Source organism: Rahnella sp. 2050, from assembly GCF_040544515.1.
Lineage (GTDB): Bacteria > Pseudomonadota > Gammaproteobacteria > Enterobacterales > Enterobacteriaceae > Rahnella > Rahnella aceris.
Genome location: NZ_JBEPKE010000001.1, coordinates 637840 through 660757 on the forward strand (window position 1 = coordinate 637840; position 22918 = coordinate 660757).

The window sequence follows — 22918 nt, forward strand, 5'->3', positions numbered from 1 at the left end:
TGAGGTTATTGCTGGTCTTCGACATAAATACCGGCGGAAATAATCGCGCCGCCGATCCGGCGTTTTCCATAAAGAAGCGGAACAGGATAGCCCTGAGCAGCCGTATTCGTGACACCGCCGAAGGCATAGGAAGCCTGGTTATCTGCATCCTGCTTACTGGCGAGGCCAGAGGTCTGCGGGGAAAGCATCTGAATGACGCCGCCAAGAGCCATTGCGCCACCGATTTGATACAAATAAGGAGAAGCAGCGGCAAACGGGGTGAAGTTTAATACAACGCCGATTGCTACAATGACGGCCCCCAAAATCGTTTGTAAAGCGCCAGCCTTCTTACTACCAATAATTACAGGCGTTATTCGAATCACATCACCTGTGACCGGATAATCTAAATCATCCTCCCCAAGGTTTTTCTTTCCTCTGAAAATTGCATATGTAACACCACGGTTTTTACTATTATTCATATAACGTTCAAAACCTTGGATTGTACAACTCAGTGCCCTGCCTGCCTCTCCAACCGTTCGGATCAGACGGTGGTGCGTTTTCCCAAATAATTTCCCAAGAGCCCCGCCGAGTTCAATCCGAGTCATTTTTTCTTCCATATTTACCTCATAAAAAAAGCCAGCACTTAGGCTGGCTTAGTTCGTGAATTGGTTTATTTACGATTCTGTCGTTGGCAAAATGTCTACGTTTGCACTTTGATCAATAAATATGCGAAGGGTCCGCGGTTTTGCTTCTTTGATTATAAATTCCCGCTCTTTTCTTGGTGCCCCATTGCATAGGCCAGAGCCTACAAAACCGGCACCGACAATCACTTCACCAGGCTCTACGTATGCGACAACTTTTTCTCCGGTATTCAATTCAGCAACTTTATTACCATTAATAAAAGTGGTTATTGCACACGCACCAGCAACCATTCCTGTATCCCTAATGATTGTTACAGGCACATATCCTTGTTTAAATTGGTAGGAAGAGGATGCACTGACCTCTTTTGCCAGACTTGACGATACTGGCGTTGTCGAACACCCCGCCAGCCCGAGCGCCAGCACTGCTATGAGTAGTTTTTTCATCATTTTCCCTCTCTGTTCAGGCAGTAATGATAGCTGGAAACTTTTAATTTTAAACCGCAAAATCAGTGATATCTGCTAACATTACACAGTTGTATGAATGAGGTTGATAAGTATCCATTTGAAGAAGCATACTTACTGCGTGAAAGTAAAGGATTGGTATGAAGAAGAAATTTATCGTTATGGTATTAACGGCATTGTGGTTAATGAATATTTCCACCGCAGCCAGCGCATCAAAGTCAGTGTGTAGCAACATCACTCTCGATCAGGCTATAAACGCGGTAAAAGATGACTATTATCATAAACGCATTGAGCGTTGGACAAACGACCTTACTCTGTTAGGCACATCTAAGCCACAGCTCAACTTTGATAAGGGCAAAGTGCAAATTACCGATGTTTTTCTCCTTCCATTCACCGCGAAGGGAGAGAAATCTTCTAAAGAATATTTTGCAACGTACCAATGCAAAAACGGTGAAATTGAATATTCTTCAAAATAAGATAAGCCACCTTACGGTGGCTATTTTTTATCGAAAACCTGTACCTTTAACCGCAACCTGCCCCGGCATAGAAATTTGGTAGGGTTTGCCTTTCGTGTAATTAAGTACTTTTGTTGAAAACTCCCCCATAGGTCCTCGGAAAGTACTAGGGTTAGCGTCGTAAATATCATTATACCCGCGGACTACACCATCATAAGTCCATGCACCACTGGACTGAATAGTCAGTTTCCCCTCAGTTTTTAAAGTTACATTCCCCAGATATGACGCCGGGATGATGCCATCTAGCATGGTATTTCGGTTGAAGTTTTCAGCAATCTGGAAAGTACCTACGCGACCACTGTTTACTATATTCATCACCGGATCGATCTGATTAGGTTGGATACGAAGACCGATGTTTTCAAGTTTCACAAAGCGTTCTTTACCATCACCCCACATATAATGAGCCCATGCAGCAATGGAAGACATTGCAGTACCGCTTAACTCATTTACGCTCTGGGTATTGTAGTTAAATTTAGCAGCGCCTGGTCCTTGATGAACTGCATCATAGTTTGACATTTTGGGCTGTTTAACAAGTCGTGTATCTGCATAGCAGAATATAGCAATTCCAGACGCTACAGATTGCATGGTTTTGGGATCATTAAGATCATGCGTATCCATGTAGTGTGCTATGGATTTAGCACAATTCTCAGCCATTCTTGAGGACTGATAATATGGCAGCGTTACCTGAAGGAACAATTGGCCTGAATTAGGTCCTTGTGCTTCAAACCCAAAATTTGAATAACCGTTACCTTGGAAAGTACTTGGAGTAGGTGGAGCCACAATGGTCATTGTATCACTCATAATGCATTCTCTTGTTGATGTAATGAGTAATATTTATATCGAAACAAATCAAATTGAGATATCCATAAGTGTTGTGTCATCCATTGCAAATAAAGTACTAAGATTAACCCCTTTCCATAAGCAAAAACCCTCCTAAGAGGGTTTTTATACAGCAATTTTTGTACTATCAGGGAACCCTGTGCACACGCCCGAACTTGAAGTTCAGAGTAGAGTCGTACATCACTCCATTCGAGAACATAAATACGTAAAGCTGATTTCCTGTGTAACCACCATAGCTATTCTTGGCATTGACCTGAACACCGGACGCATATCCATAAATCACTCCACCACTCGTTGACGCCATAGATCCATCTTGCGAATAGGCCTTAAAAGGCTGCTCGAATGTATACCTTGCCGATTCCGGGTCCTTTAATGCGGAAGCCATATAATTTTTTATTTGTTGCTGATAGTCATCAGGTAAGCTTCCATAATTAGCACTTGAAATCTCAACCTGTGAAGGTGGCTTTGGCGCACAACCAGTTGTTATAAAAACCGATGTCATAATTAGCATCGCCAGAAAGATATTTTTTTTCATATTCCCATTCTTTAAGTAACAGTTCGTTACATCGTAACAGAGGAGTATTGTAAGGCTAAATATTTATAACAGATCATTGTGCCTGACAATTTTCACTGTACGTTCCTGCCAGTACCCACCGTACGGCACTCGGTTGCTGAGCATGCCGTACATGTGGTGCAGTAGCATGTTGCCTTCCAGCAGGATCCCGGCGTGATTCCACTTATTGGACTGAACCTGCATGATCACCATATCGCCCGGCGCTGGTGGCCCGCTGAAGTCGCGAAACCCACATTCATACCAGCAATCCTGATAGAAATTATCTGAGTGATCGTCTTCCCACCACGGATAATCCACGCGGTAATCGGTCAGCACAATGCCGTGTGTCTGCCGGTAATAGCTCATGACCAAACCCCAGCAATCGGTGTGCCCGAGCACAAACGGTCGCTCGAGCAAGGGCAATTCACCGCGCGGCTGAATGGTACGAAAATCCCCCTCCGGCCAGCTCACGATGTGCCAGGGTAATTCGGTTGTATCGCACTGTGCTTTATCCAGTTCGCTGGGCTGTGTCGTTGCATCAGGGTGACTGTGAACGATGGAAATAACCGTTCCCCAGTCTTCGGCGTCAGCATAACCCACGGGATCAAGATGAAAATCTTCGGTGGGATTGGCTGCCAGATTGGCACAGGGAAAATAACGCTCAACCCGGCTTTTCTGCGCTACCACGCCACAACATTCGTGCGGGTAGCTCTGCCGGGCATGTTCAAAAATAGCCTGCAGGGTTTTATCACGCATAATCAGCTCTTAATCAGAGAGGTGCCCGGGAAGCCGCCGAACGGTAATTCGTTGTTTGCACCGAAGCGAAGCTTGCACCCCGTGTTCAGCGTACCGTTGCACACGTCGAGCGAGGGATCGCTAACCGGATTGCCGTGCTTATCGAAATAGTTGGTACCAGCGTAATCGCAGCCATCCCCTGAACGGTATTTGCCACGGATGCACCAGGTGCAGAGAGAATGAAGCTGCCGCGTTGGGATCATCAATCCCTGCAAATCCATCGGGCTGGTCAGCGTGAACTCAACAGAAATGTTGGTTTCCATGCTCTTGCTGTCGATGTAGAAAACCTGCAGCTTTTCCTGCGTGGAGTCCGCCGTGGAATTCCCTCCGGCAAAGTTTCGTGCATCGAGATATTGTGCCAGCGTATCGTGAATCGTCACCACAGCCTGAAGCATGTCATCGTAAGCCAGACACAACGCAGTAATCGACCCGTCAAGATTCGCCACAGTCAGTTTCGGCTGCGCGCCGCTGCCGCTGGTTGAAGCCTCAATACCTTCAATTTGAACCGGCCAGGCTGAATATTCATTGCCCTGCCACCAGATGGATTTTGCAGGCAGTTTTGATTCGTCGTAAACCGGCGTCCCACCAATATATTCAATTTTGGTGATATAACGGGTGCCCCACGGCTTGGTTGCTGCAGGTAGCGCAATTGAACCGGCGGACCCGAAAGACAGACTGGCTGTCTCGCCTGTTGAATAAGTTATCTTGACGCCGGATGCTCCGTTTGCCGGAATGACGGCTGTCGCTGCTGGCCGAGTCTGTATTGTTCCTGATGTGTAAATTAAGCTTGTCGGCGCGCTGTTCTGTTCAAAATGCGCTCCCCAAACTGCTATTCCTTTCACACCATCCCCGGTCATCAATGTGGTGCTGGATGTGGCCATTGGATAGACAGCTGGTCGGATATCTCCACTGATCGTGGCCGCCGTCGTCGATGTTACCGTGACCCTTACCCACCCATCAGCCAGCTTAATAATCGAACATCTTGTCAAATCTGTTGCGCGCAAAATAACGCCAGCATTCAGATCGACCGTGACCAAATTTTGTTGAACTAAGTTGCTGGCCTGCACAATTGATATCGTCGCGAATCCATATCCTGCATCCTTAATGAATACAGAAAAGCTGTAATCAGTATTCGGAGAGGGGATAAAACTTCTGTAAATAGGGTGTGTGTTATTAAGGGTGTTGGGGATCCATTTAGTCCCATTCTGCGTGCCATCCGGTGCAGTCACTGCGTTGCTGACTGCTGAGCCATTACTTTTTAACCATGCGGCATTTGCCCAGGCATTCGAATATGTCAGCAAGTTTGTTGATGCTGGTTCAGGTTCAGTTCTGCCGCCAAGTTCAAGCGGCCACTGGTTAGCCGCTGCCTGGTAGATTTTCCCATCCTGACCAATATAACTGGCCGCACCAGTGCGCTGGAATGTCACACGATTATCCAGCGCGGTTTCTGTCAAATTGATAGGACTCAGTGGATTAGCCGCGGCAATTTCATCTTCGGTGTAAGCCAGATTGTAATTATGAAATCTGAGGACTTCGCCGGTGCCAAAAGCGGTACCGTCCACCTCAAAAAGCCGGACAGTGTTTCCCGGCTCGAGTTTTTGATAATCACTGTTTAATGACATTATCCCCCCGTCGCAGAATAGGCCTGCTCGAACGTTGCTGTGATGGTTGCCTGTAACTTTCCGTTTGGTTGCATACGAATAGAATCAGCGGCTACCCGATATAACCCTTTCTCACCGTGTGGCGGCGTCCAGATAAAGGCCTTGCTGCAATGGTTGCGGCAAAAATCTCTGATGGCGAGTGAGGTCATGAGCGGGCCGCGATAGGAATAGGGAAATTTAATCATTTCCGAATTAATACCCTCCTCAGAAATCTGAGCATAGCCATCCCCAAACTGAGCCTTTCTAACCGTCCGGTTATATTCAGTCGAAGGCTGGCTGGCGACCTGGGTGGGCCACGTGAAAATGTCGATTGCCATGGGATACCTATAAAGGGGTTATCGGGTTTTCATTGCATTGAAGAGCTGGCCACCGGGGCGCAAAGCATTGGTGATGTTTTTCTGACAGAACTGGTCCAGCATATTCATCATCGCCTTACTCATCTCATCGTTACTGCCAGAGGTTTTAGCGCTTGCTGTACCGTCGTTTTGAAGGATGATGGTGTTATGAAATACAGGACTTCCGGCGCTCATATTTCCTGCAGCGCCAACTGGCGTCTGTACGCCGCCCACATATCCCCCTGTCGCATAGCCCCGCATCATACGATAGAGATTTGCAACGCCCAGACGGCTGGTCGCCTCCTTGGTGAATACAAACTCCCCGCCGTGAACAATGCCTTTGGGTTCATACTTTCCGCCGTGCCCGGTGTAGCCGCCAACGTCAAACTCGCGGATGTAGCCGCCGTTATAAGCAAGCTGCAGGTTGCTATAGCTGCCGCCGGTGATTGCCGTCCCTGCATTACCGCCACCAGAAACGCTTCCCGTTACCCATCCCATGGCTGACTGAATGGCATAGGCCACCAGCAGACGGTCGATCACGTTAACAATCATTTTCAGAATGGATGAGGTGAAGTCTTTGAAACTGGCCTTGCCGGTAGTGACCAGACTGTTCAACTGGTCTGTAAGCCCGTTAAACCCGGACTGAGCCACCTGCTGCACGGACGTGAAAACATCCGTCGCAGATTCAGCGTATTCCGCCCAGCCCTGTTTCGCACCCGCGACCCAGTTTGACCGCAGGGCGTCTTCTGCATCATACGTTTTCTGTTGCTCCTGCAGGACGCGCTGCTGGGCAGAGGGGTTAAACGCATAGGCTTCCTGCAGACGCTGCAGGGTGGCGGCGCGATCTGCCTGACGCGAGGAGACGCCCCCTGCCTGGGCATCCAGAGCCGCGCGTTTTGCCGACTGCTGCTGGGCAAATTTGTCCGCCTGGTCGGAAAGTGTATTCAGCCTTTGCTGGGCAACGACCTTATCGCCCAGTACAGCCAGTTGCCGCTTGTACTCCAGCGTTTCATCCTTATGCGCCAGCAGGGATTTTTCCTGTGCAGATAACTGCCGGCTGCTGGCTGCCTGTTCAAGGACGGCGTACTGATTCTCGGTTTGCCACAAATCCTTGCGCTGCTGGCTGATAACATCGTTAACGCTGGTATGCTGCTGCAGCACCTTAAGCTGTGCCTGCAGACTCAGTAAGTCCCCCTGCGCGCTGTCTTCTGCCCGGTCTCCCGCAGACGTGGTGACCCGCTGTTTTTTGGGTTCCAGCCGTTTCTTTGCCTGCTCGACTTCTTTCTCACGCAGGGCAATGAGTTTTTGCGCATTCGCGATAGCGGTCGCATCCCCCGAAAAGGCAATTTTCCGTGACTGTTCCCGTGCCTCTTTGAGTTTCGCTTCAGCCCCTGCAACAGCATCCGTGGCCAGATATTCCTTATTTATCCACTCCACGGATTTCTGTGTTGCCAGGTTCCCGTCTGTCGTGGCTTTTGTGAGGTCCCCCCTTAACTGCTTCGCCTGCTCAAGAACGCCAACGATGGGATCAATAGCACCGCCCAATGCCGCACTTTGCTTGCCTAAATTCACCCCCGAATAATAGTTTCTGACCGCCTCTTCCGCGTCCGTCCACGCATCCGGAATACCGAGAACCTTAAGCCGGTGCGCTTCGATCTGGGTGTTGAGGTTGGTAAAATCAGATGAGTCTTTGTATTCACTGACCTTGGCTTTGGCATCCAGATAGCTGAAGCCGACCGCAATCATTTTCCGCGTGGCTTCGTCAGCACCATCTTTTGTGGTGATGAAGAGATCGGCAACGCTTTTAATCGACGCGCCAGAAGAATCGGCAATAGCCCGGATATTTTGCGCCAGCTTTTCCGCTGCGCCACCACTTAAACCCAGGGACTCCTGAATAATCTTGCTGGCTTCGGCAATCTCCTGCTGACTTTTATAAACCGCCAGGCCCAGGCTGCCAAAAACGGCAGCAGCGACGCCGATAGCCGCATTGAGCGGCGTAATGTATGTCAGCAGTATTTTGGCAACGTTCCCGACCCCGCCAAACGAATCTTTAATCTGACCGCCCTGCTGAAGGAGGATCAGCCAGGGGCTTTGCCCGCCGGCCAGCTGGGTGGCAATATCGGTGAACTGAGCAGGCAACATCCGCATTGCCTGTTTATATTGCCCGATGGAAATACCCGCACGCTGTGCCGCAAGCTCCTGTTTAGAGAATGCCTGCTGAACCTGCGTCCCGGCTTTCGTCGAGTCCGCCCCTAAACCGGTAAATTGCTTGCGTACATAACTGACCTGTTCATTAAATTTTGCGGCATCAACATCGAGGCTGACGACCAAATCACCCACTGGCTGGGCCATAGCGGACTCCTCCTGACAGACCTTCTGCGATAGCCATTAACTGTTCATCATCGGGATCCGGCTGCTCTTCCACGACGTGAGGTTTTAGCAGACTGAAATGACCCACGTTAAGATCGTTTTCCCCGCATACCAGCGACAAAATATTGAGGTTCAGCGCGGCGAAATGTGCATCAAGCAGCGCATCGTCGAAGTAATGGGACGCATAAAATCGGTGCCATTCCTCCAGATCGCTGGAGGACATATCAGCAAGCATGGCGCGCCAGTCAGGCCGTCTGAACTCACGCGCCAGCTTCATGACAAAGTCCTTTTCACGGGTTAGCGCTTTTCCGCTGTTTCCCCTTGGCTGTCTGATCCTTCGGATACTTCGGGCTCCGGGGCTTCCTGTCCGGTTGTCTGAGTGATTGCCATCATGCCCGACAGCACTTTGACCTGGGTATCCGCTTTCCCGATGGCCTCGACCGGCCATGTGCTCATCACCTGTTGCTGAAGGTCGTGAATATCCGGCTTCGGCGACTCGCTGTGCCACAGGGACATGGCCACCACCATCGCACCCGCCCGGATATTCAGTTCAACCAGCGCGGCTGACAGGATTTGTTCGTCGGGCTCATCGTTGGGCAACGCTTTTTCCTGCGCGGCCAGATAATGCAACAGCTCGACGCGCTGCAGCGCCGACAGCTCGTACAGCGTGGCGTTTGCCCCGTTGAACTCAAACAGTTCTGATTTTAAAAACATGCTCGCTCCGTTATGCCGCCGTGACGGTCAGTGTGCAGATAGCCACTTTCTGGCCGTCATTGGTCATCACGATGATCTGTGTCGTGCCCGCTTTAAGGCCCTTCGCCGTGACGGTATTACCCGACACCGTCAGCGTGGCGACGGTCGGATCGGCAGACGCAACATTAAACGCGCCGTTTGTCGCGCCGTCCGGAAGCACCGCCACGGTGATCACCGCATTTTGTCCGACCACCACGCTGGTGGTTGACGGCGTGACGGTCACGCCGGTCACGGGTACTGCAGCGGTCTGATTGCTCTCGGCCAGCGCCGGTTTGCCCGTATTGGTGATTTTCACCGTCCGGGTGATCACCTCTTTTACCGGCACCGCTTTGCCCAGGCTGCTGATCCAGCCACGGAAGACATCAACAGCGGTGTTGGGATAACGAATTTTGTACCCGCGCACTGCGCCATCGTAAAACCAGTTAACCAGATCCTGCTGCCCGCTCTCGCCGGGCTTCCAGGCCAGTGTAAACGACGTGTCCCCTGAAGATTTGGCCCCCTGCGCCGTGCCGTTCCAGTCGGCGTCGGCATCATCGAGGTACGTGTCGTCGTAGGATTCCGCCGTCATTTCTCCCGGCGTCAGCTCCTTGATTTTCGCCAGCCGGGTCCAGTCCTGATCCGATAACGGATTGGCGTAGGGATCGCCGCTGCCGGTGTAAATCCAGAGGGTGGTGCCCGCGCCTTTGGTCGGTTCGAGTTGTGTGGTCATAAATTCCTCACATTAAGTAAGTCAGGGTGTAACGCAGGTCAGCGGAGCCCCACGTCGACATTTCATCATCGCGCTGATAGTCATAGCCTTCGGGCGTGATGTTTTCGATAAGGTCTGAAAGCGCCGGAATGTCACCCACAACGGGGTAAGTGTTTTGTTCCATCCACAGGTCGAGATCCGTGTCAGGACTCACCGCCTTAAGAAATACCTCCACGTGAAGCGTCGCCCGCCACTCATCTTCATCAAGGGTTTCCCCCGTGGGTTCAGCACCGGACAGGTAGACGGCAACGGCGGGCAGGTCTTCAGCGGTCAGAAAACTCGGGCGGCCGTCATACCAGGTGACGGAAGGATCGGTCACCGAAAGTTTCAGCGCATCCAGCACGGCTTTGCGTATTTTGGGGTGCTTTATCATCGTTTAATGATCAGCCTCAGTTGATTTTTCAGGGCGGAAGCCATTTCCTTCGGCATATCGCTTTGCATCAGACGGTGTGTTTCTGCGGTATACGCTTCCGTAAGTGGGGTGGTTAACGGTATCTTCACGACCTCAATCGGGTACCGGCTTTTCCCGGAACGCTGGAGCACATGCCACCGGCCGTTAGCCAGTTGCTGAATAAACGCATTCCGAAAGGTAAAGCGGCCTATTTTGAGTACGCTGCCCTGCCCGCGCAGGTTGCCCTGACGGCGTGAAACACGCATTTGCGCCGCGCCCAGCTTGATGGCCGGTAAATTACCCCGGTTGATTTTTAACGTGGCAACCGGCCTGTTTATCGTGGCCTTTTTCAGTGTTGCACGCTGCATGACCAGCTTTCTCGGCACCTTGGTTTCCTTCGACACCGTGCTGCTGCTGCGACTGATGGCCCGCCCCGCCACCCGGTTAACCGCCTGCGCCGAGGCGCGGGGAACGGCCGTCGAACTGATACTGTTCATATTGGCGATGGCCTGCTCCAGCCCTTTGATGGTCATATTCCCTCCCCTTACTCCAGCCAGATTTGTGGCTTCCCGTTAAACATCTGATGACGGGTGACGATGTAACTTTCTCCCTGATAAACCACCTGATCGTTACGGTGCGGCCGGTAATCGGGAGAAAAAACCACAACAGACAGGCCATCGCCGCTCATCGGCCCCATCTCGGGCAGAAAATGGCTTTCAACACCGATAAACACGGTGCTATTGATTACCACCTCCCGCCCAAACCGCGCGGTCGTGACCGCATCCATCCGCGCGGCCAACGCATCAAAGGCGTTAGCCATTGATTTTCACTTCAACGACGGTGCTGCCCGCGGCGGCAGCGTCCCAGGCAATGCCAGCGGCCACGGCATCCGCAGACGCCAGCTGGATTTCACCGTCCGCGATATACACTTTTGTGCCAGCGGGGATCGCATCGGCGGAGACTTTCGGCAGCAGGAATACCCCTTCGGCCATGCCCGTGCCGGTTTCATTCGGGGCAATATCCACCAGAGAGACAACCAGCAGGGAACCCAGTACCACGGGGTCGCCGCTCTCGATGGTGGCAGCGCCGGTGTTGGTAATGGAAATCGTCTGACCTTCCTGTACAAAATTCTTAGCCATTGAAAAACTCCAGACGCCCCGGAAGGGGGCGAATTTTAGGTATAAAAAAAGCCCTTACGGGCATTCGGGCAACGCGGGAGGAGGATTACTGGCCGGAAGATTTCACCAGACCGCGGTAATCGAGCGGCGCAACACCGGCATCAATGCGCACTTTCGTCGCAATACCGTCAGAACTGAACCCCTCCTGCTGATCGATGTAAGGCAGCTCGACACCGTTGAGATAAGCCACCTCGATGGTGTCCATACCCTGTGCAGCGGCCAGGTACCAGGACTTGGCACTGTTATCGTCCAGACGCGGTTCACCGATCACCGTCGCAAAGTTCTGGATCGGGTTGATGATACCGGCGTTAACGTCGGCGCCTTTCACGCTGGCAGATTTGATGGTCTGGTTTGCCACGGTTTCGAGGGCGGTTGGCACCAGCAGGAACGCCGGGCGGATATTCAGGGTGCGGCCGGTGGTTGGCTCTTTCTGAACGCGCATCAGCTGGCGGCCCGCATCCAGATTCGTGACGTCAATGGCACCGGTTGCCAGGTTTTTATGATCGCTGCTGAACAACGCCTTACCGTCTGACAATTTCGGGTTACCGGTCAGCACGGCATACACCAGATCGCCGATGGTGGCCTTCGCGGCGCGGCCCATTTTCATCGGCACGTCGGTCAGCTGGTTCAGATCGTCGTTGATGATGGCCTGACGGGTAATAGAGAAAATTTCACCGTAGGTGGCCAGCGCAATGGTCTCGCTGTTATCGGTGGTCGTGACGTATTTGTATTCCGCCCCTTCGCGTACCTTACGCAGCGACGGGAAGCCGCCCAGCCCGACGCGGTGCGCCGTTTTAAAGTCAGAGAGCTGCCCTTTCTTCGTCCAGGCTTCAAAGGTTTCCTGTGACTCTTCCCAGCCTTGCAGCAGAGATTTGTTCGCCACATCCAGCAGAATATTGCCAAAATCCGAGGTGGTGTGGGTCATCGCCAGCCCCACCATCTGCATCGGGTTATAAGCCGCAACGCCGACGCCGCGCTCGGTCAGCGACATGCGCGCATATTCGCGCAGGGTCATGCCGTTATACACGTTGTCATTCTGCCGGTCTTCGTAGCCTGCGCGCGCCATCAGCGCCTGGCGGATACCGTCGCCGGTGAAATTCCCGTTGCCGGCATGAATGTGCGCATTGCCACCGTTTTTATTCGACGGGCTGGCATCCTTCCCCAGCATCACCAGCAGCTTGTCCTTGGCCTGTTCGACCGTGCAGTCGATATCTTCAATGCATGACGCCTGTAATTCCTGATGGCGGCCGCCAAACATCGCGAACAGGTCTTTGATCCCCGTGACGCGCTGTTTCTGCGCGGCAATAACCTGATTTCGGATGGTGTTTTCATCCAGCGCTGCGGGGCCAGGAACAACAGGCGCAACAGGTGGATTCTGCGGTTCCGGCTGATTCTGAGTCGTCGCTTTCGGCTTGGTGATCATGTTTTTCAGTGCGTTTGGCATAGCGTCGAATTCCTCGATACGTTTTGAATTAATGCGGGCCATTGCCTGCACCGCGGTAGAAATCTGGTCAGCAAAACCGTGCTCAAGGCACTCCTGCGCGGTCATCCACGTTTCCTCACCCAGCATCAGGGCAAGTTCGTCAGGGGTTTTGCCGGTTTTTTTGGCATAGGACGGGATCAGCACGGCCTCGACTTTGTCCAGCAGATCGGCATAGTCGCGCATGTCGTTGGCATCGCCGCCGGTGATCCCCCAGGGCTTGTGGATCATCATCATGGCGTTTTCAGGCATGATGATGGGATTGCCCACCATGGCAATCACCGAGGCCATTGAGGCGGCAAGACCGTCGATATACACGGTTTTGCTCGCCGTATGGCTGTTAAGCAGGTTGTAAATGGCAATGCCGTCAAAGACATCGCCGCCCGGCGAGTGGATATGCAGGTTGATATGGTCCAGATCGCCCAGCGCTTTCATGCTGCTGGCGAACTGACGGGCGGTCACGCCCCAGTAACCAATCTCGTCATAAATATAAATATCAGCAGTCTTGTCACCGCTGGCCTTCATGCGGAACCAGCTTTTGTCCCCCGCGGAGGCTTTGGGTGACGCACCCAGTTTATTTCTTCGATTCTTTCGCACTGGCTTCCCCTTTATCGTTTGCCGGGTCCGTGTCGAAGACCAGACCTAACGTTTTGTTTTCATCGACCTCCGCCTTGCGGCGGCGTTTTACATCGCCCGGATTCGCGCCGCGCGCCCTGACCCAGTCACCTTCCGTTGCCGCGCCGCCGCGCAACAGCACGCGCCACGAGTTGGCCTCTTTCATCGGGTCAATCCACGGCATCACCGGCCCGCTGTAGACCGCATTAAACAACGTCGCCATGTCCACATCGGGCGGAATGTTGATCACGCCCGCGGTGATCGCCATCTGCAACCAGCTGCGGTACATCGGTCGGGTCACGGCGGCAATAAATGCATCCTGAAGAATGCCGTAGCCTTCAAAGGACTCCACCAGCTCCTGACGCTGAGAACTGTAAGTGCCGTTGTAGTTACGGGATATGCTGGAAAAGCTGCTGCGGCTGCCGGCGGCTACCGCCCTGAGCTGCCCGTTGCGGAACGTCTCAAGGTTGGGATTCGGCCGGTCCGATTTAATCATTCCGATTTCTTCGCCGGGCTCCAGTTCATCAAAGAGCATCCCGGGCTCGATGTTGAGTTCGCGGGAGTCTTTGTCATTACCACCGGCATCGCCGTAGGATTGCCCGTCGCCTTTTTTCACGTACATACCCAGCGCAGCAGCAATACGGGCGGCCGTCAGTTCAGCATCTTCATACTCTTTCAGCGCGCTCAGGCGGATCAGGATGCCGGACAGCAGGCTGTTTCCCCGGACCTGATGAAGACGGCGCATGAATTTCAGGTGCATCATGCCGTCTGCAGCAATTTCCTTGGTATTGCCCAGTGCAACGCCGGAGGTCACCAGATTTTTGTAGACGACATACTTTGTCGGGCATCCCCAACTGTTGAGATAGATCCCCTGACAAATCCCCTTCCCGGTATCGTTCATCTCCAGCGGAATGTAGTCTGGCTCCAGCGCCTCGATCCAAAAAGGAATATCGGCCGTCGGAGTGAGTCCCTGTGCAGAACCCCGGACCATCTGGCCGAAAACCTCACCGTCGCGCAGCCAGGTTCTTGCCATCAGCCGTTCAAGGACAGGCCGGGTAAACTGTCCTGTCACATCGGGGGAAACAGACCACTCCGCCCAGGCTGCCCGGATCTGTTTAGAGAGTTCATCGGCCACCAGCCCCGTTTTCAGGATGGGCTGGGGGTCAACCACAATTCCGCGCGCGCCGACAATGCGCTCTTCGAGTTTGTCCAGCAGGCCAATCACCAGATCGTGATTATTGTCCAGCCAGCGCGCCTGCTCCCTGATTGACCGGCCAGCAAACTGCGTGAGCTGGTTTGCGTTGCGGTTTTCCCGCTTCGCCCGGTGCGTGCGCGTCGGTAATGCTGCCTCGTAGGCATTGATTGCCACACGGGACCGCAACCGGGAGGCTTTCCAGCCCGGTGAAAACAGGCCAATGGCATCATCAATCAGGCTCATCGCGGGAACCTCGCCAGCCGGTACTGCGGTCGCCCGCGCTGCGCCGCCAGCATCGTGCTTAACCGGCGCTCCCAGTAGTTCCGCCCCTTCTGAATTTCACTGAGGTTCTCCATCGTCATGGACTGTCCGTTAAAGGTGATGGATTTCCCCTGCAGAACGGCGCGTTCAGCGGTCATATACTGCTGGATCATGTCTTCAATATCGGCCTGATTCATACCCAGCCTCCTGATGTCGATGGCGCCCAGGCAGAAGGTTTATCCTCTGTCTTGGCGCGGGTTGTTTTCGGTTTTTTGTGATTACTGCTGGCTGGAATGGGTTGGGGATCTGAATGCGTGCTGGGTGTGGATTGCTCAAAGGGCTGTGCCCATGAAGGCGGTTTTTCCCAGTTTATCCGCTCGTACCCGCGCAAAATCACCAACGCATGGGCGTATACCATCAGGTCAAATGCTTCGTTTGCCCCCTTACCTGGCTTCGTCCATTTGCCGTCAGCCCCCCTTTCTTCATAGGTCAGTTCGTCATAGAACCACTCCCCCAGCCAGTCAGGAAAGTGAACGTAGTTAGCCCCCGGCGTATCGCGCTGAAGCGCATTACTGATCCGGTCTTTGAGCATATTGGTCTGTAGCAGGTAGAGCGGCACGTCGCCGCGGGCCTCCGCCCGCCGGTTAGGACGGTCGGTATTGTCCGGCAATGACTTGGTGATCAGCTTGCTGCGCGTGGTGCTGTCGCCTTTGAAGAGATAAACGCGCTTGTGGACGCCATCGCGGCGGCATTGGCGCCAGAACTCATAGGCATTACCGGTCACCCCGTCTTCACCGCCGGAGTCCACGGCCATCGCCAGCACGGGCATTGATATGCTTGGATTGCTGTTGAGTGGCCATGTCTTATCCAGCACGTCCGTGCGCAGCAAGTCCCAGTCTTCCAGGTATCCAGCAGGATCAATAGGCAGGCTTTCACCATTAGGCCCCGTGCGCATCGACTGTTTGATGTTGTATCGGTCGACAATCCACCGCTCACCATGCGCCCCATAACCGATCACCTGCACCACAAAGCGCCGGTTGCGGCCGCCCTGCACGTCAACTGTCGGTACCAGAAAACGCACACCGTCGGGCACCGTACGCTTGGTTACCACGGTGGCGCGCGCCATGAGCGTTTCGGATTTCCGCTGCTCGACGCTCGACTGTGGAATATAAGGCAGGCCCCAGTCAGTGTTGATCACCGCTTTGAGGGTTTCTTCGCTGCTGTTTGCCTCATAATCCTGCTGGGCAGAAAGCAGCTTATAGACCAACTGGGACAGGGTCTGATATGCCGCTGCGGGGCCTTCCATCCAGAAGGAAGCAATGCGGGAACGTCTCGCGGTACCCGTAATCACACCATGACGGTCAATCTGCTCACCGTCGCGAAGCCAGACGCCATTCTGATTAAGAGTGCGCTTCTGGTCTGCTGTGACTTTTCCGCGGCAATGTGGGCATTCAATGAATGCCGCCTCACTGGCAACCACCGGATCGACAATATTCTGATAGCCCTGCACCACATCTTTCGATGGCTGAAAATATTCGCCGCAGTGCGGACAAGGCCAGTACCAGCGGCGGCGATCGCCGCGGTTATATAATGAAAGAATGCCGGTGGTCGGCGGTGCTTCATGAAGTGAACTTCGCCGCCACTTGGTGTCTGTGACTTGACGACCTGGCGAACTCTCCACCAACGTCATGCCGGATGACATAAAGGTTGTGGTACGTTTTGAGGCCAGAGCGAACGCATCGCCCTCACCGTCAATGTCTTCTGGAAAGCGGTCGTAATCCGTCAGTGCAACAAATTTATAATCTGACGACGACATAACATTAATAGAGGGCCAGCCTATTTTAAGGAATGATCCATCACGAAATATTTTGTCGTGCACATTGTTATCATTGCGACGTGGGCTGAGTCTTTTTGCCACTTCGGGGCTACTGCGGAAAGTACGATCAAGACGCTTTTTGCTGTGCTCTCTTGCCTTCTCTTCGGTCATCTGAACAATAAGCATGTCAGATGGATCACAAACAATACTGTACACAGCCCATCCATCAATCAGCCCGATGGTTTTACCGGTACGGGCCGGGCCAACAAATATCACCGCGTCATATTCCCTCGAAGCCAGCATGTCCATGGGTTCGACAACATAGGGGGCAACATTAGGATCCCAAGGAACGGAATTACCAGCACCTTTAGGCACTCGCATATATTTATGTACAGCTGAAGATACCTTTATACGGCGAGGTGGTCGGAGGATGAGTGAAATATCCTGACCTATCTTTTCCGCTGACGCGTATGCCATTAATCCTCCTCGGCAATCACCTCCCCTTTATCTCTCATAAGGTCAATAGCGCAGGCGTGATAAGATCTTTCAGATAGCGTCGTTCGTAAATCATCAATTGATGCCTGAACTGCAGATACCGCCTGGGGTGTTAAAGCACAATCACGCTCTAAAATATCTGGGATTGTCTCAAGTACCTGAACTACTGCTTTTGTCATCGCGGAATAGACTGTTACTACTTCATTCACGGGTATTAAGTTGCGTTGTTCCTTTTCCAGCTTGATACGCTCGTTTTCCGACTGGAACCAATCCTTACGTTCTTTAGGGATCATGAGTGAAGGATCATGCCTAATGTCTTCATCAGTTTTACAGGCACTGGCGAACAAAACAGGGGCAACATCTTTAAGTGCGTAGGTCGGATTACCACGAGAACTCCCCGCAGCCTGAATATCATTTTCAACAATTTTCTTTCTGACTGTTGCCCTATCCATTGAAAATGCTTCAGAAATCTTGGATATACTCCAATTAAACGCCTCAGCAAGATCACCCACCTTTTCCATCACCACCTCACACAATCACCTCAACGCCTAAAAATATCTTTAAAAACAAAACACTAAAGAATTTAACGTGGTGAAGATAAATTTTATCACCCTCAGATAGGCCAATGTTTTTTTCTGAAATATCATTGTGATACATCAACTGCTGATGATGTGATCAAAATACGAAAACTAGCCGTTTTCCGCGAGTCCGCCGCCCCGTGGAGAGGCCTCCCTCCGGGAGTACCTTTCACTGCTAATCATTTCATTTGAAACTACTTTCGATGTTAGTTGGTAACCTGAACCCGAATTGCACGCAGGCGCATACGGGACACCATCAATAGTGGCCTGCATAAAAAGCTCCTGATTGGGTTAGTCTTGACGCTCTATCCGAACAATTCCGTGAAGGGCTTGGTATTTAACTTCGCCATTTAAAGCCAGCATGAAGCCATTTTCATCTGACGCGAGGATGATTACCTCACTCTTCTCATCATCGGCGGTGACGCAGTGCTTAACCTCAACGCCATCGAGAAAAACTTTGATACGAGGGTCAGGGTGTATTTTATGCCAGGGTCATCATCCAGAACGGTTAATCGCATAATTTCCACCTTTCACAGACATAAAAAACCGCCAAAAGGCGGTTATTTTGCTTTTAACTCTTCCCTTGATGCTTGAAGCAAATCATTCAAAAGTTTTTTAGTCATCATTAAAAGGTGCTCATTGGCTTCTTCATAGTCCCATCCTTTATAATGGACATCAAAGTCAACTTTCTTCTCCTCATTAACGTAGCTTATTAATATTTTGGATAGTTTATCAGTTATAAGTAATGGACCGACCTGGCTATATTTAGCAATTAATTTCCTAGCCTTTGCTGCTGCTAATTCCATTTCGTCCAACTGTTCTTTTGAGAGTTCTACAAAATCAGGAGAATCTTCCGGTGGACCACGATGATAATCCCTGAGGTCATAATTATATTCTTGCAGCAGCTTAAGTTGATAAACTGCATCAGTCAGCTCTATCAATGCTGTAGCCCTTTTTTCCCACCACTTTTCACTATAAAAACGCCTTAAAGCAAAAAAGGTGGTTACCCAAGCAGCAAAGCATCCAGAAAATAGACCTACCAGCAGCTGATATACGTAATTCATTTGAAATCCCAAAATGTTGATTTGGGACAATTGTGCATGACCGCAAGTAAACAGTGAATACCTTTTGTAATTCCTACTCAACCCGCTGGCTGAATTTCGACGTAATAATCCTTGCCTTGTTCGAACTGGTTGAATGCGTCAGGGTTTGAAATATGCATCTGAATCTGGCCGCCCGGCGTGAGCTTAGACCAGGCCTCGTTTTCATGGCTGCCGGAAATGACCGCACTCATATGAATGGTGCGGCTTGAGTCATCATCTGCTTTCTGAATGAAATGGCAACGGAATTTTGCTTTTACGGTCATGGCTTTTACCTGTCAGTTAATTTTGCAACGTTTCTGGGCTTCAGCGGCATAACCCTGAAGGTATTGAATTACTTCGGCGTCTCTGCTGGTTGACTCTCTGAGACTGAGAACAACTGATCCACCTGCTGGCGTGAGGTCGATTTGTACTGCATCGCCCAGGCTGCTGCTGCCGGCAGTGCTGTCCCTTGTGAGGTTGCAGGTGGCAAGGTTTGCTGCGGCGATTCGCACCCGGCGAGTACCAGCAGCAACATCAGCGCGCAATTTCTCATTCTTGGCGTGTTCATCTGCCATTTCCTTCGTGTGCTTAGCGTCCAGCGCCTCGAAAGCCGCCATAGCTGCTTCGGTACGCTTCTTCTGATTGGTCAGGTCAATCACTGCCTGATCGCTTTGTTTCTTCAGCTCTGCGGTGTGGTTCGCTTTCAGCTTTGACACGTCGGCGTCCCAGCGTACTCCTTCAATCCACCAGGTCAGCGCCACGCCAACCACGAAGACCAACACGATCGAAAAATTGTTATTCATCCAGCCCCCAGCACGTCAGCTCGCTTTCCTGATCACGCCTGATGACCTGTCCGGCGCAGTTGTTCGCCCGAATTCGGCAATCTTTCCCACCGTCCCAGATCCAGCGTTTAATCTCTGCGCATGCACCAAGGCGGTCACCAGCGTTAATTTTTCGGTAGAACGTTGAAGGGAAGCATTTGCCAGGGCCGATGTTCCACGGACAAAACGACGCAATACCGACTTTCTGGGGCTCGGTCAGCGGGATATGAATGTTTTTATCAACCCATGCCAGCGCTTTGGCCTGTTCTGCTTTATCGATGGCGTCACACTGTGTTCGGGTTAATTTCAGACCTTTTACAACAGGCCTGCCGTAAACGCGTGTGACGCCGCCACAAATTGTCCAAACCCCGCCGCGGTCTGCATAAGCAGTAAGGCTCGTACCTTCTTTCTCACTTTGAAACTGAGCCATCATCACCGGTGCAGAAGCGCCAGCAGCAATCAGCCCTAGCATCGCAGCGCTGAGCTTTGTTTTAATGTTCGCCATATCAGCCTTCCGCTTTTGAAAGCGCTTCGCTGATCACCTTTGCGGCTGCTGGTTTTTCGTGAGCTGGTTTGGCACGCGCATCGTCAAGATAGTCACTGACAATTTTGGTGCGTTTTTCATTTTCTTTTCGTGCCTTGCGGGCGTCCAGGCGACCACTGACATACGACGCAAAGGAAATGATCACGCCGATTAGGCCAAACAGCATGTAAATCATGTCTTGTGTGGTGAAACCGCAGGCGGCCGCTATCGCAGCGAACCACGCAAAGAACTGCGTGACGATATTTCCTGAGCTTTGGTCCATTTTCATAGTCTCCCCCTCCGGTCTGCCGGTTGGGTGCGTAGTCGTAATAAAAGAAGGAATTAGCGGCTCAGTCACTTTGCGAAAGTTGAATGGCTAGCTGATTGACTGGCCGCTAAAAACGGAAAAGGCTGCCCTTTGGCAGCCCTTAATTTCACTTAAAAAATATTTAACAGTTACACACTAAAGTTGTACTGTTTTGACTTCCCTGGTGTTGGCCGAAGATTGGCTACCTCATCTACTGTTTGGAACAGAGGTGAGGTTTTTTTTCGAAACGTGAACTAAAAGACGATAAAATTCGTTAACCCTCAATTTTTCGGGAAAATTTCTTCCAACGTTTGGTTATAACGTTCCTCTTCGAGTTCCACGCCCAGCGCGAAACGTCCCAGCTTGATTGCCTCTTTTATCGTGGAACCTGACCCCATGAAAAAATCAGCAACTACATCACCCGGCCTACTGCTGGCGCTGATGATATCTCTCATCATCTCGGCTGGTTTTTCGCACGGGTGTTTACCGGGGTAATACTGGACAGACTTATATGTCCAAACATCTGTAAAGGGTACGAGACTCGTAACCGCGAACGGACGCCTGAGGCGTTTCAATTCATTCACCAGCTCCGCATAATGCCGAGACAAAGAATGATATTCCTCTACCAACTGATGGTGAGGAAGCTCCAATTCTTGCCGGGCATGTTTCTCTCGGGCAACCTTCTCAAATAAGGTCTGAAGCGCTAAGTAGTCCTTTTCACTCGGCAATTGCCACTGGCTTTCACTAAACCAATGCGAAGCCATTTGCTTGCCGGTTGCCTCATGAATCTCTTTCGCTGTGATCCCTAAAGCTTTGCGGGCATTGCTGAAATACTCCACCAGAGGCTTAAGCGTGTTTTTGCGTTGCTCCTGGCACTCAGTTGAGTATTTGGAGCACTTACCTTTATACGGACCGCTGTAATGCTCAGCAAAGAGGATCCGCTCAGTGGCTGGAAAGAAAGACCTCAAGTCTTCTTTGTGCTGCCTATTCCAAGGTCCAGAAGGTTTAGCCCAGATGATATGGTTCAGAATTTTGAACCGCTCACGCATCAGCAACTCAGTGTCAGCAGCTAAGCGCGAACCACAAAAAACATATAGGCTGCCCGATGGTTTCAATACCCGCCAAAACTCTGCAAACATCACATCCAGCCACGCAAGGTAAGCCGATTCATCAGGCCACTGATTATCCCATTGGCATGATTTAACCCGAAAGTACGGAGGATCAGTTGCTATCAGGTCAATGCAGTTATCAGGTAATGTTTTGATGTATTGGAGTGAGTCAGCACAAATAATATTTATACTGTTTAAATTTACAGTATTTTTCATAGATCAGAGACGCCCTTTTTGATAGGCTCCATTTGCTGTGTGCACATCAGCAATGGGCCTCGGTTCGCTCGTGACCAACTAACGGGCGAATGGCGTGCACGATGTTATCAGCATCATGTACGCCGCCCATTCCACAAACAGTTAAGCCCTGGCAGATGCCGGGGCATTTTTTTCATTTAATAAAACTTATCGCTGCTGGTGTCTTCACAACCGAATTGAGGACATAAAAAAAGGCCGCCAACTTGGCAGCCTTGTTCAATAAATAATTCTAATTTTATCTCAAACCCAACCAGAAAAATTGATTATGGCTTGAAGTCTAGCGGAGCATTTTCAAAAACTTGGTAAACTTCATCACTCGGGGGTTGAGGTAAATCAGCTCGCTTTAGTGCAGCCATCGCAGCATCACAGAGTGCCGGGTCCCCCTCAAGAACAGACACATCAGTTAAGGTGCCATCTCGTTCAAGATGCATCTTTAAACTACAAGAGCGTCCAGCAAATCGCTCAGCGTGAGGAAATTTAATTTCTATAGCTTTTTTAATCTCGCCACCGTAACACGCTATTCCCAAAGAAGTAGAGGATGGGCATTCGGACTTGATAGGTTTGTTTAGAATTCTTACGCTATTCGACTTAGTGCAGCCGGAGGTTATAAGCACGGTCAAAACAAGGGGAGCGCATAAACTAAGGAGTTTTTTCACATCATTTCCTTATGAAACCTGAGATTGTCTAAGCTTTGTGACTACGTGACCACTCTTAACAGGTTACAAGAGTTTTTGCGTAGCGCACTAGAACTTTTTAAGCGACTTTCGCGACTCGGACTTTCTGGGTGTAAGCGTCCATTTCCAATACCGCGCCGGTCATCGCTAGGCAACCATCAACGAAGCCTTCAGCAACCTGCAACTGCTGGCGGATCAGGCCTTCACTCACCTTGTACATCCTCGCAATTTTCCGTTTGGACAGACCGAAGCGGTAATGCAGCATGATGAGAGTTACCTCTTCCGGTTTACGGACGGCGGCCAAACGCCCTACCGCGGCATCAACAATCAGACCATCATCATCACAGCAGGATTCGACCTTGCTGGATTCAGTCGGCAGCAGACCTTTAAAGCCCGCGGCAATCGGCGACCAGTTCACGCCGGAATTATCGCGAGCCCACACGCCATAACGAGCCAGTACCAGTTGAATATCACGCATTATTCTCT

Annotated in this window: 28 protein-coding genes and 3 pseudogenes; 1 reads left to right on the forward strand and 30 read right to left on the reverse strand. The window is 51.4% G+C overall.

All coding sequences use genetic code 11. From position 1 onward, the window contains the following. Nucleotides 1-5 precede the first annotated feature (5 nt). Nucleotides 6-596, reverse strand: a complete 591-nt coding sequence (locus tag ABIC79_RS02755) for a tail assembly protein (protein WP_354566533.1) — start codon at nt 594-596, stop codon at nt 6-8. A gap of 57 nt (nt 597-653) precedes the next feature. Then, nucleotides 654-1067, reverse strand: coding sequence for a putative periplasmic lipoprotein (locus ABIC79_RS02760; protein ID WP_354566534.1), 414 nt, complete (start codon nt 1065-1067; stop codon nt 654-656). Between the two features lie 155 nt (nt 1068-1222). On the opposite strand from ABIC79_RS02760, the gene ABIC79_RS02765 reads away from it, so the two are divergent. After that, nucleotides 1223-1558, forward strand: coding sequence for a YebF family protein (locus tag ABIC79_RS02765; protein ID WP_354566535.1), 336 nt, complete (start codon nt 1223-1225; stop codon nt 1556-1558). 27 nt (nt 1559-1585) lie between these two features. Here ABIC79_RS02765 and ABIC79_RS02770 read toward each other — a convergent pair whose 3' ends face one another. From ABIC79_RS02770 to ABIC79_RS02900, 28 genes and pseudogenes are all read right to left on the reverse strand, one after another. Then, nucleotides 1586-2398, reverse strand: a complete 813-nt coding sequence (locus ABIC79_RS02770) for a lipid II-degrading bacteriocin (protein WP_354566536.1) — start codon at nt 2396-2398, stop codon at nt 1586-1588. A 166-nt stretch (nt 2399-2564) separates the two neighbouring features. After that, nucleotides 2565-2972 (reverse strand): hypothetical protein, encoded by a 408-nt coding sequence (locus tag ABIC79_RS02775; protein ID WP_354566537.1) that lies wholly within the window; start codon nt 2970-2972, stop codon nt 2565-2567. Between the two features lie 63 nt (nt 2973-3035). Next, on the reverse strand, nt 3036-3746 hold the full coding sequence (locus ABIC79_RS02780) for a C40 family peptidase (RefSeq protein WP_354566538.1): 711 nt from the start codon (nt 3744-3746) through the stop codon (nt 3036-3038). A 2-nt stretch (nt 3747-3748) separates the two neighbouring features. Beyond that, a pseudogene (locus ABIC79_RS02785) lies at nt 3749-4354 on the reverse strand (phage minor tail protein L); the annotation flags it as partial. Nucleotides 4355-4591: 237 nt separating this feature from the next. Then, nucleotides 4592-5212: pseudogene (locus ABIC79_RS25615) on the reverse strand (phage head spike fiber domain-containing protein); the annotation flags it as partial. 48 nt (nt 5213-5260) lie between these two features. After that, nucleotides 5261-5407 (reverse strand): annotated as a pseudogene (locus ABIC79_RS02790) (phage minor tail protein L); the annotation flags it as partial. Further along, on the reverse strand, nt 5407-5763 hold the full coding sequence (locus tag ABIC79_RS02795) for a phage tail protein (RefSeq protein ID WP_354566539.1): 357 nt from the start codon (nt 5761-5763) through the stop codon (nt 5407-5409). The gene ABIC79_RS02795 and the pseudogene ABIC79_RS02790, both read right to left, overlap by 1 nt. Before the next feature lie 18 nt (nt 5764-5781). Further along, nucleotides 5782-8133, reverse strand: coding sequence for a phage tail tape measure protein (locus ABIC79_RS02800; protein WP_354566540.1), 2352 nt, complete (start codon nt 8131-8133; stop codon nt 5782-5784). After that, nucleotides 8114-8428, reverse strand: a complete 315-nt coding sequence (locus ABIC79_RS02805) for a phage tail assembly protein T (protein ID WP_354566541.1) — start codon at nt 8426-8428, stop codon at nt 8114-8116. The genes ABIC79_RS02800 and ABIC79_RS02805 overlap by 20 nt, the downstream gene beginning before the upstream one ends. Nucleotides 8429-8448: 20 nt before the next feature. Next, the gene (gene gpG / locus ABIC79_RS02810) at nt 8449-8865 is read right to left on the reverse strand and encodes a phage tail assembly chaperone G (protein WP_223509610.1); all 417 of its coding nucleotides are present in this window, start codon (nt 8863-8865) and stop codon (nt 8449-8451) included. A 10-nt stretch (nt 8866-8875) separates the two neighbouring features. Next, nucleotides 8876-9613: a phage tail protein gene (locus tag ABIC79_RS02815; protein WP_354566542.1), complete on the reverse strand. Its 738-nt coding sequence runs from the start codon at nt 9611-9613 to the stop codon at nt 8876-8878. A gap of 7 nt (nt 9614-9620) precedes the next feature. Then, nucleotides 9621-10025 carry a phage minor tail U family protein gene (locus ABIC79_RS02820; RefSeq protein ID WP_354566543.1) on the reverse strand — a complete coding sequence of 135 codons (405 nt, stop codon included), beginning with the start codon at nt 10023-10025 and terminating at the stop codon, nt 9621-9623. Then, the gene (locus ABIC79_RS02825; protein ID WP_354566544.1) at nt 10022-10576 is read right to left on the reverse strand and encodes a phage tail protein; all 555 of its coding nucleotides are present in this window, start codon (nt 10574-10576) and stop codon (nt 10022-10024) included. Before ABIC79_RS02825 ends, ABIC79_RS02820 begins: the two co-directional genes overlap by 4 nt. Before the next feature lie 11 nt (nt 10577-10587). Then, the gene (locus tag ABIC79_RS02830; protein ID WP_354566545.1) at nt 10588-10863 is read right to left on the reverse strand and encodes a DNA breaking-rejoining protein; all 276 of its coding nucleotides are present in this window, start codon (nt 10861-10863) and stop codon (nt 10588-10590) included. Next, complete coding sequence (locus ABIC79_RS02835; RefSeq protein ID WP_223509616.1) at nt 10856-11182, reverse strand: DUF2190 family protein; 327 nt, start codon at nt 11180-11182, stop codon at nt 10856-10858. Before ABIC79_RS02835 ends, ABIC79_RS02830 begins: the two co-directional genes overlap by 8 nt. An 85-nt stretch (nt 11183-11267) precedes the next feature. Beyond that, nucleotides 11268-13226: a ClpP-like prohead protease/major capsid protein fusion protein gene (locus ABIC79_RS02840; protein WP_354566659.1), complete on the reverse strand. Its 1959-nt coding sequence runs from the start codon at nt 13224-13226 to the stop codon at nt 11268-11270. Between the two features lie 49 nt (nt 13227-13275). After that, nucleotides 13276-14754, reverse strand: coding sequence for a phage portal protein (locus tag ABIC79_RS02845; protein ID WP_354566546.1), 1479 nt, complete (start codon nt 14752-14754; stop codon nt 13276-13278). After that, on the reverse strand, nt 14751-14969 hold the full coding sequence (locus ABIC79_RS02850) for a DUF6148 family protein (RefSeq protein WP_354566547.1): 219 nt from the start codon (nt 14967-14969) through the stop codon (nt 14751-14753). Before ABIC79_RS02850 ends, ABIC79_RS02845 begins: the two co-directional genes overlap by 4 nt. Continuing rightward, entirely contained in the window at nt 14966-17065 is a 2100-nt protein-coding gene (locus ABIC79_RS02855; protein ID WP_354566548.1) for a phage terminase large subunit family protein, read from the reverse strand. Before ABIC79_RS02855 ends, ABIC79_RS02850 begins: the two co-directional genes overlap by 4 nt. After that, nucleotides 17065-17604: a DUF1441 family protein gene (locus ABIC79_RS02860; protein ID WP_354566549.1), complete on the reverse strand. Its 540-nt coding sequence runs from the start codon at nt 17602-17604 to the stop codon at nt 17065-17067. The genes ABIC79_RS02855 and ABIC79_RS02860 overlap by 1 nt, the downstream gene beginning before the upstream one ends. A gap of 617 nt (nt 17605-18221) precedes the next feature. Further along, nucleotides 18222-18725, reverse strand: coding sequence for a hypothetical protein (locus ABIC79_RS02865; protein ID WP_354566550.1), 504 nt, complete (start codon nt 18723-18725; stop codon nt 18222-18224). Between the two features lie 77 nt (nt 18726-18802). Continuing rightward, nucleotides 18803-19027 (reverse strand): type 2 periplasmic-binding domain-containing protein, encoded by a 225-nt coding sequence (locus ABIC79_RS02870; RefSeq protein WP_354566551.1) that lies wholly within the window; start codon nt 19025-19027, stop codon nt 18803-18805. A gap of 12 nt (nt 19028-19039) precedes the next feature. Next, complete coding sequence (locus tag ABIC79_RS02875; protein WP_354566552.1) at nt 19040-19546, reverse strand: lysis system i-spanin subunit Rz; 507 nt, start codon at nt 19544-19546, stop codon at nt 19040-19042. Beyond that, nucleotides 19539-20069, reverse strand: coding sequence for a lysozyme (locus tag ABIC79_RS02880; RefSeq protein WP_354566553.1), 531 nt, complete (start codon nt 20067-20069; stop codon nt 19539-19541). The genes ABIC79_RS02875 and ABIC79_RS02880 overlap by 8 nt, the downstream gene beginning before the upstream one ends. 1 nt (nt 20070) lies before the next feature. Further along, nucleotides 20071-20376: a hypothetical protein gene (locus ABIC79_RS02885; RefSeq protein WP_354566554.1), complete on the reverse strand. Its 306-nt coding sequence runs from the start codon at nt 20374-20376 to the stop codon at nt 20071-20073. 299 nt (nt 20377-20675) lie between these two features. Further along, nucleotides 20676-21719 (reverse strand): DNA-methyltransferase, encoded by a 1044-nt coding sequence (locus ABIC79_RS02890; RefSeq protein ID WP_354566555.1) that lies wholly within the window; start codon nt 21717-21719, stop codon nt 20676-20678. Between the two features lie 302 nt (nt 21720-22021). After that, the gene (tolA, locus tag ABIC79_RS02895) at nt 22022-22414 is read right to left on the reverse strand and encodes a cell envelope integrity protein TolA (RefSeq protein ID WP_354566556.1); all 393 of its coding nucleotides are present in this window, start codon (nt 22412-22414) and stop codon (nt 22022-22024) included. A 97-nt stretch (nt 22415-22511) separates the two neighbouring features. After that, a complete protein-coding gene (locus ABIC79_RS02900) occupies nt 22512-22910 on the reverse strand; it encodes an antiterminator Q family protein (RefSeq protein ID WP_354566557.1) in 399 nt (132 codons plus the stop codon). Nucleotides 22911-22918 lie beyond the last annotated feature (8 nt).

Coding starts and splice junctions, on each gene's coding strand:
- ABIC79_RS02860 (WP_354566549.1), bottom strand. CDS start 17,604: ATGGAAAAGGTGGGTGATCTTGCTGAGGCGTTTAATTGGAGTATATCC.
- ABIC79_RS02880 (WP_354566553.1), bottom strand. CDS start 20,069: ATGGCGAACATTAAAACAAAGCTCAGCGCTGCGATGCTAGGGCTGATT.
- ABIC79_RS02820 (WP_354566543.1), bottom strand. CDS start 10,025: ATGATAAAGCACCCCAAAATACGCAAAGCCGTGCTGGATGCGCTGAAA.
- ABIC79_RS02830 (WP_354566545.1), bottom strand. CDS start 10,863: ATGGCTAACGCCTTTGATGCGTTGGCCGCGCGGATGGATGCGGTCACG.
- ABIC79_RS02805 (WP_354566541.1), bottom strand. CDS start 8,428: ATGAAGCTGGCGCGTGAGTTCAGACGGCCTGACTGGCGCGCCATGCTT.
- ABIC79_RS02900 (WP_354566557.1), bottom strand. CDS start 22,910: ATGCGTGATATTCAACTGGTACTGGCTCGTTATGGCGTGTGGGCTCGC.
- gpG (WP_223509610.1), bottom strand. CDS start 8,865: ATGTTTTTAAAATCAGAACTGTTTGAGTTCAACGGGGCAAACGCCACG.
- ABIC79_RS02850 (WP_354566547.1), bottom strand. CDS start 14,969: ATGAATCAGGCCGATATTGAAGACATGATCCAGCAGTATATGACCGCT.
- ABIC79_RS02855 (WP_354566548.1), bottom strand. CDS start 17,065: ATGGCATACGCGTCAGCGGAAAAGATAGGTCAGGATATTTCACTCATC.
- ABIC79_RS02775 (WP_354566537.1), bottom strand. CDS start 2,972: ATGAAAAAAAATATCTTTCTGGCGATGCTAATTATGACATCGGTTTTT.
- ABIC79_RS02875 (WP_354566552.1), bottom strand. CDS start 19,546: ATGAATAACAATTTTTCGATCGTGTTGGTCTTCGTGGTTGGCGTGGCG.
- ABIC79_RS02795 (WP_354566539.1), bottom strand. CDS start 5,763: ATGGCAATCGACATTTTCACGTGGCCCACCCAGGTCGCCAGCCAGCCT.
- ABIC79_RS02865 (WP_354566550.1), bottom strand. CDS start 18,725: ATGAATTACGTATATCAGCTGCTGGTAGGTCTATTTTCTGGATGCTTT.
- ABIC79_RS02845 (WP_354566546.1), bottom strand. CDS start 14,754: ATGAGCCTGATTGATGATGCCATTGGCCTGTTTTCACCGGGCTGGAAA.
- ABIC79_RS02815 (WP_354566542.1), bottom strand. CDS start 9,613: ATGACCACACAACTCGAACCGACCAAAGGCGCGGGCACCACCCTCTGG.
- ABIC79_RS02800 (WP_354566540.1), bottom strand. CDS start 8,133: ATGGCCCAGCCAGTGGGTGATTTGGTCGTCAGCCTCGATGTTGATGCC.
- ABIC79_RS02885 (WP_354566554.1), bottom strand. CDS start 20,376: ATGAAAATGGACCAAAGCTCAGGAAATATCGTCACGCAGTTCTTTGCG.
- ABIC79_RS02765 (WP_354566535.1), top strand. CDS start 1,223: ATGAAGAAGAAATTTATCGTTATGGTATTAACGGCATTGTGGTTAATG.
- ABIC79_RS02780 (WP_354566538.1), bottom strand. CDS start 3,746: ATGCGTGATAAAACCCTGCAGGCTATTTTTGAACATGCCCGGCAGAGC.
- ABIC79_RS02760 (WP_354566534.1), bottom strand. CDS start 1,067: ATGATGAAAAAACTACTCATAGCAGTGCTGGCGCTCGGGCTGGCGGGG.
- ABIC79_RS02825 (WP_354566544.1), bottom strand. CDS start 10,576: ATGACCATCAAAGGGCTGGAGCAGGCCATCGCCAATATGAACAGTATC.
- ABIC79_RS02840 (WP_354566659.1), bottom strand. CDS start 13,226: ATGAAGGCCAGCGGTGACAAGACTGCTGATATTTATATTTATGACGAG.
- ABIC79_RS02870 (WP_354566551.1), bottom strand. CDS start 19,027: ATGACCGTAAAAGCAAAATTCCGTTGCCATTTCATTCAGAAAGCAGAT.
- ABIC79_RS02835 (WP_223509616.1), bottom strand. CDS start 11,182: ATGGCTAAGAATTTTGTACAGGAAGGTCAGACGATTTCCATTACCAAC.
- ABIC79_RS02755 (WP_354566533.1), bottom strand. CDS start 596: ATGGAAGAAAAAATGACTCGGATTGAACTCGGCGGGGCTCTTGGGAAA.
- ABIC79_RS02770 (WP_354566536.1), bottom strand. CDS start 2,398: ATGAGTGATACAATGACCATTGTGGCTCCACCTACTCCAAGTACTTTC.
- ABIC79_RS02890 (WP_354566555.1), bottom strand. CDS start 21,719: ATGAAAAATACTGTAAATTTAAACAGTATAAATATTATTTGTGCTGAC.